At 70.7% G+C, this 13,031-nt stretch carries 13 protein-coding genes; 9 read left to right on the forward strand and 4 right to left on the reverse strand.

Going from position 1 to position 13,031, the window contains the following annotated elements; translation table 11 throughout:
- The first annotated feature begins 11 nt into the window (after positions 1-11).
- The 3 genes from ACFUJR_RS12680 (at position 12) to ACFUJR_RS12690 (ending at position 2,155) form a co-directional block, all read left to right on the forward strand.
- Positions 12-1,487 (forward strand): WhiB family transcriptional regulator, encoded by a 1,476-nt coding sequence (locus ACFUJR_RS12680; protein ID WP_383166902.1) that lies wholly within the window; start codon positions 12-14, stop codon positions 1,485-1,487.
- Positions 1,488-1,501: 14 nt separating this feature from the next.
- Positions 1,502-1,741 carry a hypothetical protein gene (locus tag ACFUJR_RS12685; RefSeq protein ID WP_361597077.1) on the forward strand — a complete coding sequence of 80 codons (240 nt, stop codon included), beginning with the start codon at positions 1,502-1,504 and terminating at the stop codon, positions 1,739-1,741.
- A 186-nt stretch (positions 1,742-1,927) separates the two neighbouring features.
- Positions 1,928-2,155, forward strand: coding sequence for a hypothetical protein (locus tag ACFUJR_RS12690; RefSeq protein ID WP_383166898.1), 228 nt, complete (start codon positions 1,928-1,930; stop codon positions 2,153-2,155).
- Positions 2,156-2,460: 305 nt separating this feature from the next.
- On the opposite strand, the gene ACFUJR_RS12695 is transcribed toward ACFUJR_RS12690, so the two are convergent.
- The 3 genes from ACFUJR_RS12695 to ACFUJR_RS12705 all read right to left on the reverse strand — a co-directional run bounded on the left by ACFUJR_RS12695 (position 2,461) and on the right by ACFUJR_RS12705 (position 5,328).
- The gene (locus tag ACFUJR_RS12695; RefSeq protein ID WP_383166895.1) at positions 2,461-3,264 is read right to left on the reverse strand and encodes a bifunctional 5,10-methylenetetrahydrofolate dehydrogenase/5,10-methenyltetrahydrofolate cyclohydrolase; all 804 of its coding nucleotides are present in this window, start codon (positions 3,262-3,264) and stop codon (positions 2,461-2,463) included.
- 304 nt (positions 3,265-3,568) lie between these two features.
- The gene (locus ACFUJR_RS12700) at positions 3,569-4,009 is read right to left on the reverse strand and encodes a hypothetical protein (protein WP_383166892.1); all 441 of its coding nucleotides are present in this window, start codon (positions 4,007-4,009) and stop codon (positions 3,569-3,571) included.
- 197 nt (positions 4,010-4,206) lie between these two features.
- The gene (locus tag ACFUJR_RS12705) at positions 4,207-5,328 is read right to left on the reverse strand and encodes a threonine synthase (protein WP_383166889.1); all 1,122 of its coding nucleotides are present in this window, start codon (positions 5,326-5,328) and stop codon (positions 4,207-4,209) included.
- Between the two features lie 178 nt (positions 5,329-5,506).
- On the opposite strand from ACFUJR_RS12705, the gene ACFUJR_RS12710 reads away from it, so the two are divergent.
- Positions 5,507-7,084, forward strand: coding sequence for a S8 family serine peptidase (locus ACFUJR_RS12710; RefSeq protein ID WP_383166886.1), 1,578 nt, complete (start codon positions 5,507-5,509; stop codon positions 7,082-7,084).
- 598 nt (positions 7,085-7,682) lie between these two features.
- On the forward strand, positions 7,683-8,717 hold the full coding sequence (locus ACFUJR_RS12715) for a DUF4190 domain-containing protein (protein WP_383166883.1): 1,035 nt from the start codon (positions 7,683-7,685) through the stop codon (positions 8,715-8,717).
- 223 nt (positions 8,718-8,940) lie between these two features.
- Here ACFUJR_RS12715 and ACFUJR_RS12720 read toward each other — a convergent pair whose 3' ends face one another.
- Positions 8,941-10,284, reverse strand: coding sequence for a glycoside hydrolase family 18 protein (locus tag ACFUJR_RS12720; protein ID WP_383166880.1), 1,344 nt, complete (start codon positions 10,282-10,284; stop codon positions 8,941-8,943).
- A gap of 224 nt (positions 10,285-10,508) precedes the next feature.
- Between ACFUJR_RS12720 and ACFUJR_RS12725 the strand changes: the two genes are divergently transcribed.
- The 4 genes from ACFUJR_RS12725 to ACFUJR_RS12740 all read left to right on the forward strand — a co-directional run bounded on the left by ACFUJR_RS12725 (position 10,509) and on the right by ACFUJR_RS12740 (position 13,010).
- Positions 10,509-11,261, forward strand: coding sequence for a GntR family transcriptional regulator (locus ACFUJR_RS12725; protein ID WP_383166877.1), 753 nt, complete (start codon positions 10,509-10,511; stop codon positions 11,259-11,261).
- A gap of 507 nt (positions 11,262-11,768) precedes the next feature.
- Positions 11,769-11,948, forward strand: coding sequence for an SPOR domain-containing protein (locus ACFUJR_RS12730; RefSeq protein WP_352192255.1), 180 nt, complete (start codon positions 11,769-11,771; stop codon positions 11,946-11,948).
- Positions 11,949-12,004: 56 nt separating this feature from the next.
- The gene (locus tag ACFUJR_RS12735; protein WP_383166874.1) at positions 12,005-12,448 is read left to right on the forward strand and encodes a (deoxy)nucleoside triphosphate pyrophosphohydrolase; all 444 of its coding nucleotides are present in this window, start codon (positions 12,005-12,007) and stop codon (positions 12,446-12,448) included.
- A 142-nt stretch (positions 12,449-12,590) separates the two neighbouring features.
- Complete coding sequence (locus ACFUJR_RS12740; RefSeq protein WP_383166871.1) at positions 12,591-13,010, forward strand: ATP-binding protein; 420 nt, start codon at positions 12,591-12,593, stop codon at positions 13,008-13,010.
- Positions 13,011-13,031 lie beyond the last annotated feature (21 nt).

Raw genomic sequence — 13,031 nt, forward strand, 5'->3', positions numbered from 1 at the left:
GGGGCACTTACATGGTCACAACCGCTCGCAGGACCCGTCCCGCACTCGTATCCCACGGCGCGGCCGCCGCTTCCCTCCCCTGCGGACGCAGGCCCGACATCTTCCGTCATCCCCTTCTGGAGAACCCGCCCGTCGCCGCCGCCGAGCTGCCCCTCCAGGGCCGGCGCGTCCAGGCCCTGGCCCATGCGGCCCGGCAGCTCTGCGCCTCCTGCCCGCTCCAGCAGGAGTGCCTGCGGGACGCCGTCCTCCGACCCGATCCGGGCGGGTACCTCGCCGGGACCACCGAGCAGGACAGGCGGCTCATCCGCCGTCAGCTCGGTGTCGGTACGCCCCACGGCGACCTGACCGAGCCCGTCGACCTCCGGCACCGGGCCGCCGAACTCGCGTCCGTACTCGATGCGTTCGCGCCCAGGCGCGCCGGGCGGCCGACGAGCCACGTCGTGAACCAGTCCGTCGGGCAGCCCGTCGACGGGTCCGTCGGTCGGCCTGCGCGCCGGCCGGTCCGGTCCGGTCTCCTGTCCTCGATTCCACCCCAGAAGACCCACCACGTAGCAGAGGTATCCATGGCGGTTCCGGCAGGCGAACGGATCACCTTCCCTCTCGACGATCCCGTCCTCGCCGTGCAGAAGGCCGTCCTCGCACCGCTGCTGCACGCCGCGCTCCCCGCCCTCGAAGCCACCGAGCAGCTCGCCGGGATGCTGGCGCACGTGCCGTCCGCCGGGCTGACCCCGGAGCTGGCCGAGGCGTGCCGCCGCGCGCGCCGCTGCCTGGAGACCTGGCGTGCGGAGTGCGCCGACGACGCGCCCCGACTCCCGGCGGACACCGGGCTCGTCGGCTCGGTCAGCGTCGAACTGGCCACCAGCGACCCGATCACCGCCCTACGCCAGGACCTCTTCGAGCCCCTGCTGCGCCGCGTCTCGGAGTCGATCGTCCGCATCGAGTCCGTGATGTCCGTCCTGGACAGCACGGAGCGGACGGAGAACGACGGCGCCGACAGGCCCACGACGCTGGTGGAGATCCGTGGCTCGCTGCGCGAACTCGCCATGCGCATCGAGGCGTACGAAGATGGGCTGACGGCCGTCGTACCGCGCCTGCGCGCCGTGGCGGGTGGGGACGCCCGGGACGGGGGCGTGCGCGCCCTGCCGCCCATGACGAGCCTGCGCCAGGCCGTGGACCGGGCGGTCGTCTCCTTCCCCGGCCCGTTCACCGCCCGCGACGTGCTGCTCGCGCTTCCCCCCGAGGTGTTCCAGGAGTCGGCGAAGTCGATCAGTAATCTGCTGTCCGCCATGGTCAAGTCCGGCCGGCTACGGCGCGTGTCCCGGGGTACGTACGCCGTGGAGTCCGTCGGAACAGCGGGGCCCGTGAGGGCCGCCGAAACCCGCGCACCCGTGGGATCCTTGGAGTCCAGGGAACACTCCGGCCCCCGCGACCACTCGGGCCATTCCTTCGACGCTCCGTCACCCGGCGACCTCGCCGCGCACTCCTGAAAGGACCCCGAGTCGTGCAGCCCACGCCCCCGGCGGCCGAAGTCCGTATCTTCTCGCCCAACGCCGGTCTGATCGACGGTGTCCCGGTCACGGCGCCGCCGTACGGCGACATCCAGGAGGTCGTCATCTCGATCCTCCAGCAGCGTGCCCAGCAGTTCGGCGCGCCCGCCGCGGCCTCCATCACCGACGACCGGTTCGGCGGCGCCATCCGCCTGCTCATCCACCCGGACGGCACCACGGAAGCGCTGGACTGACGCGGCCGCCCGTCCGGCCGCCCGTCCGGCCGCCCGTCCGGACGAACGCACACCCTGGCCGGGCCTGTCCCGCCGCGGACTCCTGTCACCGATCGTGGGTATCCGCTCCGCCCAGGATCTCGACATGGCGGCGGACGTCGGAATCGACCTGGACACCCGGGACGTGCATGCGGCGGGGGTGGCCTGGTGAGTGAGCCGGCCCCCGGCGCGCCGACGCGGAAGCCCGTCCGCATGTGCGTGCGCTGCAACCACATCACGAACACCCCCGTGCTCGTCTCCGAGGTACACCAGAACTCCGGCCCCGGATTCAACGTGTACGCGTGCCCGGAGTGCGCACCGCTCTTCCCGTCGGTGCCCGATGTGCTCGACCTCCTCCAGGACGGGCACCGCCGGTACCGGGACGGCACCGAGTGACCGCGCGGTGCACGGTGACCCGGCCTGCGCTCGACCACGCCCTGCCCCGCGGCGCGCGGGCTCATGCGTCCCCTCGCTCCGCGAAGAGCTGATGCGTTCACGCCCCGCCGGATACCTCGGGGCCCACCCTGGAGGACATTGTGAGCACACAGCCGATTCACTCCGCCCCGCAGCCGATCCCGCGCACGCAGAACGCCGTCACCGCCGCGTTGCCCCCTGCGCAGCGCATGGAGTTCTCCCGCGAGATGGGCGAAGCCACCCCCGAGACCATCGGGCTTGTCCTGACGAACTGGTGGCGTCTCCGTTCAAAGAGATGGGCCGTCGCTGCCACGCGGGGGTAGCTGAGGCAGGGGCGCCGAGTGCTGGCGCGGGAGCCGGGGATTTGTGGCTGGTGGCGCGGTGGGAGTGGGGGGTGTGACGGCTGCGGGGTTGCGGGCACCGGGCAGCCAGTTGGCCGACGCGATTGCCTGCGGCGTGGCGGCGGGCGCGGTCATGGAGGTGCGCTGGTGCGCGGTGGTGGCCGTGGCTGCCGTGAAGTGTGCGCGGTCGAGGTAGGGGCCGGCGGTCACCTTCCAGGGCGTGACGTTCGGGTCGACCTCCTGCCGGATGATGCGTTCCATGAGGGTGGCCATCTCGACGGGGCCGATGCCTCCGGGTACGGGGGTGAGGTTCTGGGGGATGCCGTACGCCTCGGGCCGGACGTCGCCGCGTACGCTGCCGTCGGCCTGAGGCACGAAGCCGGAGTCGATCACGACGCGGTGGTGGGGCTGGATGTGGTCGGGGGTGAGGATGCCGGGGTTGCCGGTGACGGAGATGACGATGTCGGCGTCGCGGACGTGCTCCAGTTTGTCGCCGTAGTCGAGCGCCATCGGGTCGTGTCCGTCGGCGTGGAGCATGCTCATGACCCCCTGCCCGACGAATCCCTTGCTGCCGACCACGGCGATGCGGGGGTTGTCGGTGGCGAAGGGCTCGGCTACCCGGTAGATGCCTTCGGCGGTGGCGCAGGCGGGGTAGGGGGAGCGGTCCTTGAGGAGGGCGTCGATGTCCTTGGCCGGATCGAGGTGGTGGGCGACGTGCGCCCGGAGCGCGGCGGGCGGAGGGAACTGCACGATGACCGCGCGAGTGTCGGGGTCGGTGCTCTAGTTGTCCAGCAGCCCCGCGAACTGTTCACGGCTGACGTGGGGTGGCAGGACGACATGGTCGGCCTGGAATCCGAGGTGTTCGAAACTCTTGACCTTCTGTTCGGCGGAGATCCGGGATGCTTCGAGCCGGACGCGCCAGCCGGGGGGTCGGTGTCCCGCGGGGTGAAACGGATCACCCCGACCTTCATTCCCGTGGGTTCGACGGCAGGTCTGTAATGGGCGTAGAGCTCCCGCGCCTGGCGCAGTACATTCCGACCCGAAACCGGTTCGGTCACGTCCGAGCGTCCAGTCGCGCAAGGACATCCTGCACGGGCGCCGGCGGCTCCCCGCCGAACAGTTGGGTCACCTGGTCCGCGGTCAGTTCCTGATCGCCCTTGAGGTCATCCGCGTAGCCCGTCTCGCTGACCTTGAGGGAGATCGCGGTGAACGTGTCCGGGCCAGAGGGGTCGTAGTAGGAGAACTCGCCGAAATGGGCGATCCACACGACGGAGACGATCTCCGGGCCGAATTCCGCACGGAGCACGGGTAGGGCGGCTTCGGCGAGAGGTCCGAAAGCGCTGGTGATCGCTCGGTCGTCGGGGTTGCTCTCGAGTTCGGAGAACATGACGACGGCCTGCCGGGTGGCCGGGTCGTACGTCGCGCGCAGCAGGGTGTGAGCCTCACCGAGGTGGTGCTGCCAGCGGAGCAATCGAGCGATCTGAGAAACGGACATGTGCTCAGCGTGTCAGAAAGGTGCAGCTGAGGGGCGGTTCCGGTCGAGGAGGTGGCCGGCGGGCGCGTACCAGGGCGTCCAGGCGGGGCTTCGTGGTCGGCGAGTTGTCTGTCGGTCTGGTCGTTGCGCTGGACGAGCAGGGTGAGTGAGAGGGTTCTCGCGCCGCGGAGCCCCCCCCGCTCACCCCCCACCCCCGCTCACCCCCCACCCCCGCTCAGCCCCGTCTTCGCCCCCGCCCCGCACAGCGGCAGCACCGTCAGCCCCGCCCGGGCGGGTGTCGCGCGTACCGCCGCCCAGCACGCCACGCCCGTCGCCTCGACGAAGAGCCCGCGCCGCGCCAGGTCGACCTGGGCGGCGTGGAGCTGATCCTCCGTCACGGTCAGGAAGGTCCCGTCCGTCGCCCGTACCGCTCGCAGGATCTGGGCGGCACGCGGTGGGTTCGGGATCGCGATGCCCTCGGCGAGGGTGGGGCGGACGTCCGCCGGCTCCAGCAGGTCGTCCGCCCCCGCCGCGAACGCCTCGGCCAGCGGGGCCACCGCCTCCGCCTGTACGGCGATCAGCGCGGGGCGGCTGTCGATCAGTCCGTGGCCGTACAGTTCCTCGACGGCGAGGGCGGCGCCCAGGAGGAGGGTGCCGTTGCCGACCGGGACGACGAGGGTGTCCGGGAGCCGGCCGCCGAGGTCCTCCCAGAGCTCGTACACGTACGTCTTCGTGCCGTGCAGGAAGTGCGGGTTGTACACGTGCGAGGCGTAGAACGTGCCCGGCTCGTCCGCGGCGTCCCGCGCCGCGCGCGCCGTGGCCTCGCGGTCGCCGGGCACGACCGTCACGTGCGCTCCGTGGGCCCGCATCTGCTCCAGCTTCTTGGCGGACGTTCCCTCGGGTACGTATACGACGCAGTCGAGGCCCGCCCGTGCGCAGTACGCGGCGATCGCCGTGCCCGCGTTGCCGCTGCTGTCGGCGAGGACGCGGGACGGGGAGAGGCGGAGGGCGAGTTCGGCGAGCATCACCGCGCCACGGTCCTTGAAGGACAACGTCGGCATGAGGAAGTCGAGTTTGGCCGAGATCCCGTCGGTGAGCGGGACGAGCGGAGTACGGCCTTCCCCGAGCGTCACCCGCGGGGCGCCGGTCGCCAGCGGCAGCGCCTCTTCGTAACGCCACAATGAATTCACACGTGACGCAAGGGACGTGAGTGAAACGGGGGCACTCGTGAACTCGAGGTCCCAGGGGCCGCGGCACTGCGGACAACACCAGGTGAGGGCGTCGGCGGGGGCCCGAACCCGGCAACGGGGGCACACGTAGGGCGTCATGGGCGCCAGCATGTCAGCTGTGTGGCGCACGTGTTTCGGGGCGCTCGGGACCCTTGTGTGATTCCTATGGATCCGTCAATCTTTCGCTCGGCAGCCGGATGTGCGAAACGGCGTGGACACCTCACGCCGTCTTGTCATGTTCCTGCCGTACCCCCACAGCAACGCACCACCAATGAGGAGGACCCCTCACATGTCAGTGATGCGTGATTCGCGGCGCAGACTCGCCGCCGCAAGCGCCATAGCCGTCGCCGCCCTGGCTCTCGGCACCGCCGCCACCTTCCCGGCCACCGCGGCCGAGGCCGCTCCCGAAGGCGTGATCCAGAACGCCGGGGCCCCCGGCACGATCGACGGCAGCTACATCGTCACACTGAAGGACTCCGCCCCGGCGGAGACCGCGAAGGGCCGGGCGGTCGCGGCCAAGCACGGCGCGACGATCAAGAAGACGTACACCTCGGCGCTGAACGGCTACAACGTCGAGCTCTCCGAGGCGCAGGCGAAGAAGCTCGCCGCCGACCCCGCGGTCGCCTCCGTCGTGCAGAACCGCGTCTTCACGGTCGACGGCACGCAGCCCTCCCCGCCGTCCTGGGGCCTGGACCGGGTCGACCAGCGGGCCCTTCCGCTGAACCAGAGCTACACCTACCCGGACAGCGCGGGCCAGGGCGTCACGGCGTACATCATCGACACCGGTGTACGGATCTCCCACAGCGACTTCGGCGGCCGGGCCTTCAACGGCTACGACGCCGTCGACAACGACAACGTCGCCCAGGACGGGCACGGCCACGGCACGCACGTCGCCGGCACCGTCGCGGGATCCGCCTACGGTGTCGCGAAGAAGGCCAAGATCGTCGGCGTCCGCGTCCTCAACAACCAGGGCTCGGGCACGACCGCGCAGGTCGTCGCTGGCATCGACTGGGTGACCCAGAACGCCGTCAAGCCGGCCGTCGCCAACATGAGCCTCGGCGGAGGCATCGACTCCGCCCTCGACACGGCCGTGCGCAACTCGATCGCGTCGGGTGTCACCTACGCCGTGGCCGCGGGCAACGACAGCTCCAACGCCTCCAACTACTCGCCGGCGCGGGTCTCCGAGGCCATCACGGTCGGCTCCACGACCAGCTCCGACGCCCGCTCCAGCTTCTCCAACTACGGCAGCGTGCTGGACATCTTCGCCCCGGGCTCCTCCATCACCTCGGCCTGGAACTCGAGCGACAGCGCCACCAACACCATCTCCGGCACGTCGATGGCGACCCCGCACGTCGCGGGCGCGGCCGCGGTCTACCTCGCGGACAACCCGTCGGCCACCCCGGCCCAGGTGTCGACCGCGCTGACGAGCGCCGCCACCCCGAACGTCGTCGGCAGCCCCGGCTCCGGCTCTCCGAACCGGCTGCTCTTCGTCGGCGGCGGCGGCACGACCCCGCCGGACCCGGGCGACCGCTTCGAGAACACCACGGACTACGCGATCAACGACCACTCGACCGTCGAGTCCCCGATCACCGTCAGCGGCGTCTCGGGCAACGCCCCCTCTGCCCTCCAGGTGCCCGTGAACATCGTTCACACCTACATCGGTGACCTTCAGGTCCAGCTGATCGCCCCCGACGGCACGGCGTACACGCTGAAGGGCTTCGGCACCGGCGGCAGCTCCGACAACATCAACACCACCTACACGGTCAACGCCTCCTCGGAGACGGCGAACGGCACGTGGAAGCTGCGGGTGAGCGACAACTACAGCTGGGACACGGGCAGGATCGACTCCTGGGCGCTCCAGTTCTGACCGAGTGACTGAGTGGCCGAGTGACTGAGTGACTGAGTGGCCGAGTGACCGAGTGACTGAGTGACCGAGTGGCCGAGTGACCGAGTGACTCAGTGACTGAGAGAGTGCCTGGACGAGGGGCGGACGCCGGGTTCGGCGGCCGCCCCTCCGTCGTCGGTGTCTCGCGCACAGCTACGGCACTCCGCCCGGACGCGGCCCGGGAGAGCGGGCAGCCGACCAGGACGGGACCGCGGGCGGGTCGAGCAGCCGCAGGAGGATGTCGGGGGAGTGGCCGGGTTGAGCGCGAGGCCCTCTCACGCCGCCGGTGTCCTGATCGCCGTAGATGTCACCCCTGTACCGCCCCCGCCCCCGGAGCACGTACGATGCGCGCGCCTGATCGCACGTTCGTATCATCCGCCCGCACAGGAGCACCGTACTCGTGGAGCCCTCCCAGCCGCCCCAGGACTCTCAGCCACCCCACAGAGCGTGGCCTGCCCCTGAGCCTTCGGACCCGACGGCTCCTCCAGGTGCCTCGACGGCTCACCGCGGCGCTCCGGTGGTGCCGGGGCCGTACAACGCCGGCCCCTATGCCCCGTACGGGCCCTACGGACCCGGCGCGATGGGTCCCGCCGCCTACGCCACGCCGCAGCCGACCACCAACGGTCTGGCCATCGCGTCCCTGGTCTCCGGCGTCGTCTGCTGCCTGCCGCCGCTCGGTCTGATCTTCGGGCTGATCGCCCTCCCGCAGATCAGGAAGCGGAACCAGACGGGCAAGGGGCTCGCGATCGCGGGCATCATCCTGTCCGCGCTCAGCTCCGTCATCATGATCGTCGGACTGGTCACCGGAGTCTTCGGCGAGGCGTGGCGCGGCTTCCAGAAGGGCCTGGACGAGGCGGCGAGTTCGAGCTCGGCGTTCTCGCTGCGCACCGGCCAGTGCTACAACGTCGACGGCGAGATGGAGGCCGAGACCTCGGACGTCGATGTCGTCGACTGCGACCGGCCGCACGAGGGCGAGGTCACGGGCGGCTTCAAGCTCACCGGGTTCACCCGGTGGCCGGGCGAGACCGCCATCGACGGCGTCGCGGAGAAGCGCTGCCAGGACATCGGCCGGGCGTACGCGCTGGACAGCTGGGCCTTCCCCGAGGGCGTCTACGACTTCTACTACATGCCGAGCCGTGCCGGCTGGCGGGCTGGCGACCGCGCCGTGACCTGCGCTTTCATCGTGGACGGCGGTGAACCGATGAAGGGTTCACTGCGCAGCGACAAGACCACCCTCGACGCTCACCAGCTCCACTTCCTCACCACCATGAACCCGATCGACGACGCGTTGAACGAGGAGCCGGAAGCGGACGCGGACGAGGATCTGGCCGGCAACAGGGAATGGGCGGGGAAGGTCCACGACACCCTCACCGGGGCGAGCCGGAGCCTGAAGAGCCACACCTGGTCGCCGGCCGCGGCGCCCCGGGTCGCGGAGCTCGTGAAGGAGCTGGACGCGTCCGCGAAGGAGTGGGACAAGCTGGCGAAGGCGGCCGACGCGGACGCCTTCTGGGAGCACTACGACGCCGCGTACGACGGGACGTACTGGGGGTCTGAGTCCGAGGCGCGCAGGGCCCTGGACCTCACGGCGACGCTGGACTCCGGCACGTCGGTCTGAGGCGCGCCGGAGCCGGGGCGGGGTGGCCGCCGCACGCGTGGGCGCGTGCACAGGGGCCGGGCCTCCCTCGGGAGACCCGGCCCCGTGCACGCACGCGTACGGGCGAGCCGGCGGGCCGGTGGTAGTGCGGGCCGGCGGGCCGGCGGGTCTGCGCGCCGGCGGGTCGCCGGGTGCGGGCCGGTGGCCGTGCGCGCCGGTGGGTCGGCGGCTCTGCGCCGGTGGGTCAGCGGCGGCCGAGGCCCCGGTCCACGGCAGTGATCAGCTCGCCGTCGGGGGTGTCCCCGTCCAGCGACCAGAACATCGCGCCGCCCAGCCCCTTGGCGCGTACGTACGCCGACTTGGTACGCAGCACCTGAGGGTCGTCGTACGTCCACAGGTTCGTGCCGTCGAAGAGCCAGGCGTGGCCGGTGCGCCAGTCGCGGTGCACCTTGTACGTCCCCGAGTCCGCTAGCTTCTTCAGGGCCTTGTAGTCCTCGCTCCCGTTCGCCCAGGTGCCCGTCGCGGGGCCGGTCGCCGGCTGTCCGAGCCCGTCGCCGCCGCCCGTGACGCCCGTCCAGCCCTGGCCGTAGAACGGCATGCCCACCACGAGCTTGCGGGCGGGCGCGCCGCGCCGCAGCCAGTCGTTCACGGTCTGGTCGACGCTGAAGTCGCCGCTCTTGGCGTAGAGCGCCGACTGTTGGGCCGTCGTGGACTCCCAGGAGCCGTGGAAGTCGTAGCCCTGGAGGTTCACGAAGTCGAAGTCCCGCATGATCTTGGGGACTTCGAAGCCCGCGTCGATCTTGGCGGGAGCGGTCGGGACGAAGGCGGTCAGCTCGTAGTGCTTGCGCTTGCCGTGGCCCTGCCGGGACTTGGCGTAGGCGTCGAGCTGGCTGCGGAACTCCCGTACCAGAGCGGTGAAGTTCTGCTTGTCCTCCGGGCGGAAGACGGTGTCGACGTCGCCGGCGGAGGCCGGCCACTCCCAGTCGAGGTCGATGCCGTCGAAGAGGCCCGCTGCGGCTCCCGCGCCGCCACGGGCTCCGTCGACGGGCAGGTTGCCCTTGATGTAGAGGTCGATGCAGGAGGAGACGAAGGCCTTGCGGGACGCGGGGGTGCGGGCCGCGTCGGAGAAGTGGGTGGACCAGCTCCAGCCGCCCAGCGAGATCAGGACCTTGAGGCCCGGGTGCTTCGCCTTGAGTTCGCGCAGCTGGTTGAAGTTGCCGGCGAGGGGCTGCTCGGCGGTGTCGGCGATGCCGTCCACGGAGTCGGCCGCGTCGAGCGGGCGGACGTAGTCGGCCCAGGCGTCGGCCTCTCCCGGCACGTTGCCGGTGAAGCACTTTCCGTCGGAACTCACGTTGCCGAAGGCGTAGTTGATGTGGGTGAGCTTGGCCGCCGTACCGCTGGTCTCCAGATCCTCGACCTGGAAGTCGCGTCCGTAGACGCCCCATTGGGTGAAGTAGCCGACGCGCTTGTACGACGGGCGGCTGGTGCTGTGTGAGGTGGAGTCGGCGCCCGCGGCGGGCGCGAGTCCGGCCACGAGGCCGAGGGAGAGGGCGGCGGTCGTCAGCCGGGAAAGGGTTCTACGACGCATGAGGCTCGTTTCCTGTGCGTGTGCCGGAAGGGAGCTGTGCTCACAGGAACGTATTGGTCTGGACCATTGAGGTCAAGGCTCCGGTGGGAATCGGTGGCTATACCTGCGGTAAGTGCAGGCGTAAAGGCAAATCATCACTTCGGGTGAAACTCTGGCCCATGCTTGCGGGTGGACACCGAGGGTTGTCAGTCTGTAGCTGTCCGTCAACCTGAGGGGAGTGTCCAGTGACGTTCGGTGAGCAGCCCGCCTATCTTCGCGTGGCGAGCGATCTTCGAGAGAAGATCGCCAACGGCTCGCTTCCGCCGCATACCCGGCTCCCCTCGCAGGCGCGCATCCGCGAGGAGTACGGCGTCTCGGACACCGTGGCCCTCGAAGCCCGCAAGGTGCTGATGGCCGAGGGGCTCGTCGAGGGCCGCTCGGGCTCGGGGACGTATGTGCGGGAGCGCCCGGTGCCGCGCAGGATCGCCCGCTCCGGGTACCGGCCGCCGTCCGGTGCCAATCCCTTCCGGCAGGAGCAGGCGGCGGACGGGGCGCGCGGCACCTGGGAGTCCAGCAGCGAGCAGGAGCACGCGAGCGCCGTCGTGGCCGAGCGGCTCGGCATCGAGCCGGGGGAGCGGGTGATGCGCACGCGGTACGTCTACCGCGACGGGGGCGAGCCGATGATGCTCTCCACCTCCTGGGAGCCGCTCGCGGTCACGGGGCGGACGCCCGTGATGCTGCCAGAGGAGGGGCCGCTCGGCGGCTGCGGAGTCGTGGAGCGCATGGCGGCGATCGACGTCGTCGTCGACAACGTGGCGGAGGAGGTCGGCGCCCGCCCGGGGCTCGCAGAGGAACTCCTGGCGCTCGGCGGTGTCCCGGGTCATGTGGTGATGGTCGTCGAGCGGACGTACTACGCGTCGGGCCGTGCGGTGGAGACCGCTGACGTCGTCGTCCCGGCGGACCGCTACCGCATCGCCTACCACCTGCCGGTGCGCTGAAAGAAGCACGCGTATCGCGCGTTTTGCGCGTGCCGCCTCGCGGGCGGTGCACGAAGCGCGCGTGCGACGGCCCGGTGGGGTGCGTGGCACGCGTACGGCGTCCCGGTGGGGTGCGTGGTGCGTCTGTCTCTGCGTCGGTGGACCCCGTCGATCGTGTGTGCGCCGTGGGCGTGCCCGGCTGCCGTCATGCCGTCATGCCGTGAGCCGTGCCGCCTCTTCGGGCCGTGAAACCGGTCGGCTTCGAGGCTGTGTGGCGGGTGGTGCCCGCGGCACGGGTTCCGCGCCGGCCGGAGCGGCCGGAGCCGTTCCGATGTCCGCTTCGGCCGTGTCCCGGCCCGCCTCGGGGCCTGATCTTCGGCCTCCCGCCGTCAATTCCCGGCCGGATCCGTACCTCTTTGTGAAATCTCATATCCGCTGTGTAAATGTCAGGCGTAGGGTCAGGCATATGCGGATTGCCATTTCAGGGAGACCCTTAGAGACGGCCGGACCGGCGGAGGGAGATGGTCGATGACCGACAGTGGCCCTGTTCTGCCCTGGCTGGTGATACGGCAGGACGACAACGGGAACCGCTATCGGGTCGGGCGGTACGCGACGAGAGACGAGGCGCAGAAAGTCGCCGACAGTCTCGATGACCGGGGACACAAGCAGCTCTATTGGGTGGAGCGGATCGGGCAACCCGCGGTCTGATCTCGCCCAGAGCCTTCGGCCCTGGGAGTACCCCCACGCGGGATACGCTCCGGCCCATGACAGAACCCCACTCCGACCACGTGGCCGACCACGTGGTCGTGGTCGCCGGAGCCGTGTACGACAGGGGGCGTCTGCTGGCCGCACGCCGCAGTGCCCCCGCCGAGCTGGCGGGGCGTTGGGAGCTCCCCGGCGGCAAGGTGGAGCCGGGGGAGAGCCCCGAAGCCGCGCTGGTCCGCGAGTTGCGCGAGGAGCTCGGCGTCGAGACGGAGCCCGGTGAGCGCATCCCGGGTGAGTGGCCGCTGAAGCCGGGCTACGTTCTCCGGGTGTGGACCGCCCGCCTGCTCTCGGGTGAGCCACGCCCGCTGCAGGACCATGACGAGCTGCGCTGGCTGGCCCGTCATGAGCTGGACTCCGTCGACTGGCTGGACCAGGACCGCCCCGCCGTCGCCGAGGCGGGGCTGCGCCTGCCGCCCGTCGCCGCCGACGGAGTGCGGGGCTGAGGCCTTACGCCGTTCGTGCCACCGTGCTCCCCTTGGCCCACGCCTCGCGATACCGCGCTCTCAATTCGGGTATGTCCTGAATAACCCCCCGAAATAGGACGTGGGCCTTCCTTCTGGTGATGGGTTGGGGAAGTGATCGGGCGTGATCGACACCGATGGCGAGTGCGTCGAGTGGAACTTCCCTGCTGAGGCCAATGCCGTGCGCACCGCCCGCCACGCGGTGCGCGACACCCTCCGGACCTGGCGGATCGACCCGGCGGTGGGTGACCTCACGGTCCTCCTGGTGAGCGAGCTGGTGACCAATTCCCTGCGCTACGCCTCCGGCCCCATCGGCGTCCGGCTCGTCCACCTCCGGCCGGAGCCGGGCGGCGACGCCCACCGCCCCGCCCTTCTCGTGGAGGTTTCCGATCCGCTTCCGGATCCGCCCACCGAACGCCCCGCCGGCCCCGACGACGAGGGCGGTCGCGGTCTTCAGCTCGTGGCCGGTTCCGCTCGGAGCTGGGGGACCCGTAAAGGCAGAACGGGCAAGACAGTGTGGTTCGAGCTGGCCCTGCCGGGTTAAGAGAGGGTTGGGACAACGATC

The organism is Streptomyces sp. NPDC057271, assembly GCF_042668715.1.
Classification (GTDB): domain Bacteria; phylum Actinomycetota; class Actinomycetes; order Streptomycetales; family Streptomycetaceae; genus Streptomyces.

Bases quoted from the DNA above. Each gene is read 5' to 3' on its own strand.
- ACFUJR_RS12680 (WP_383166902.1), top strand. From the start codon at position 12: ATGGTCACAACCGCTCGCAGGACCCGTCCCGCACTCGTATCCCACGGC.
- ACFUJR_RS12700 (WP_383166892.1), bottom strand. From the start codon at position 4,009: ATGTCCGTTTCTCAGATCGCTCGATTGCTCCGCTGGCAGCACCACCTC.
- ACFUJR_RS12705 (WP_383166889.1), bottom strand. From the start codon at position 5,328: ATGCTGGCGCCCATGACGCCCTACGTGTGCCCCCGTTGCCGGGTTCGG.
- ACFUJR_RS12710 (WP_383166886.1), top strand. From the start codon at position 5,507: ATGTCAGTGATGCGTGATTCGCGGCGCAGACTCGCCGCCGCAAGCGCC.
- ACFUJR_RS12715 (WP_383166883.1), top strand. From the start codon at position 7,683: ATGGGTCCCGCCGCCTACGCCACGCCGCAGCCGACCACCAACGGTCTG.
- ACFUJR_RS12720 (WP_383166880.1), bottom strand. From the start codon at position 10,284: ATGCGTCGTAGAACCCTTTCCCGGCTGACGACCGCCGCCCTCTCCCTC.
- ACFUJR_RS12730 (WP_352192255.1), top strand. From the start codon at position 11,769: ATGACCGACAGTGGCCCTGTTCTGCCCTGGCTGGTGATACGGCAGGAC.
- ACFUJR_RS12735 (WP_383166874.1), top strand. From the start codon at position 12,005: ATGACAGAACCCCACTCCGACCACGTGGCCGACCACGTGGTCGTGGTC.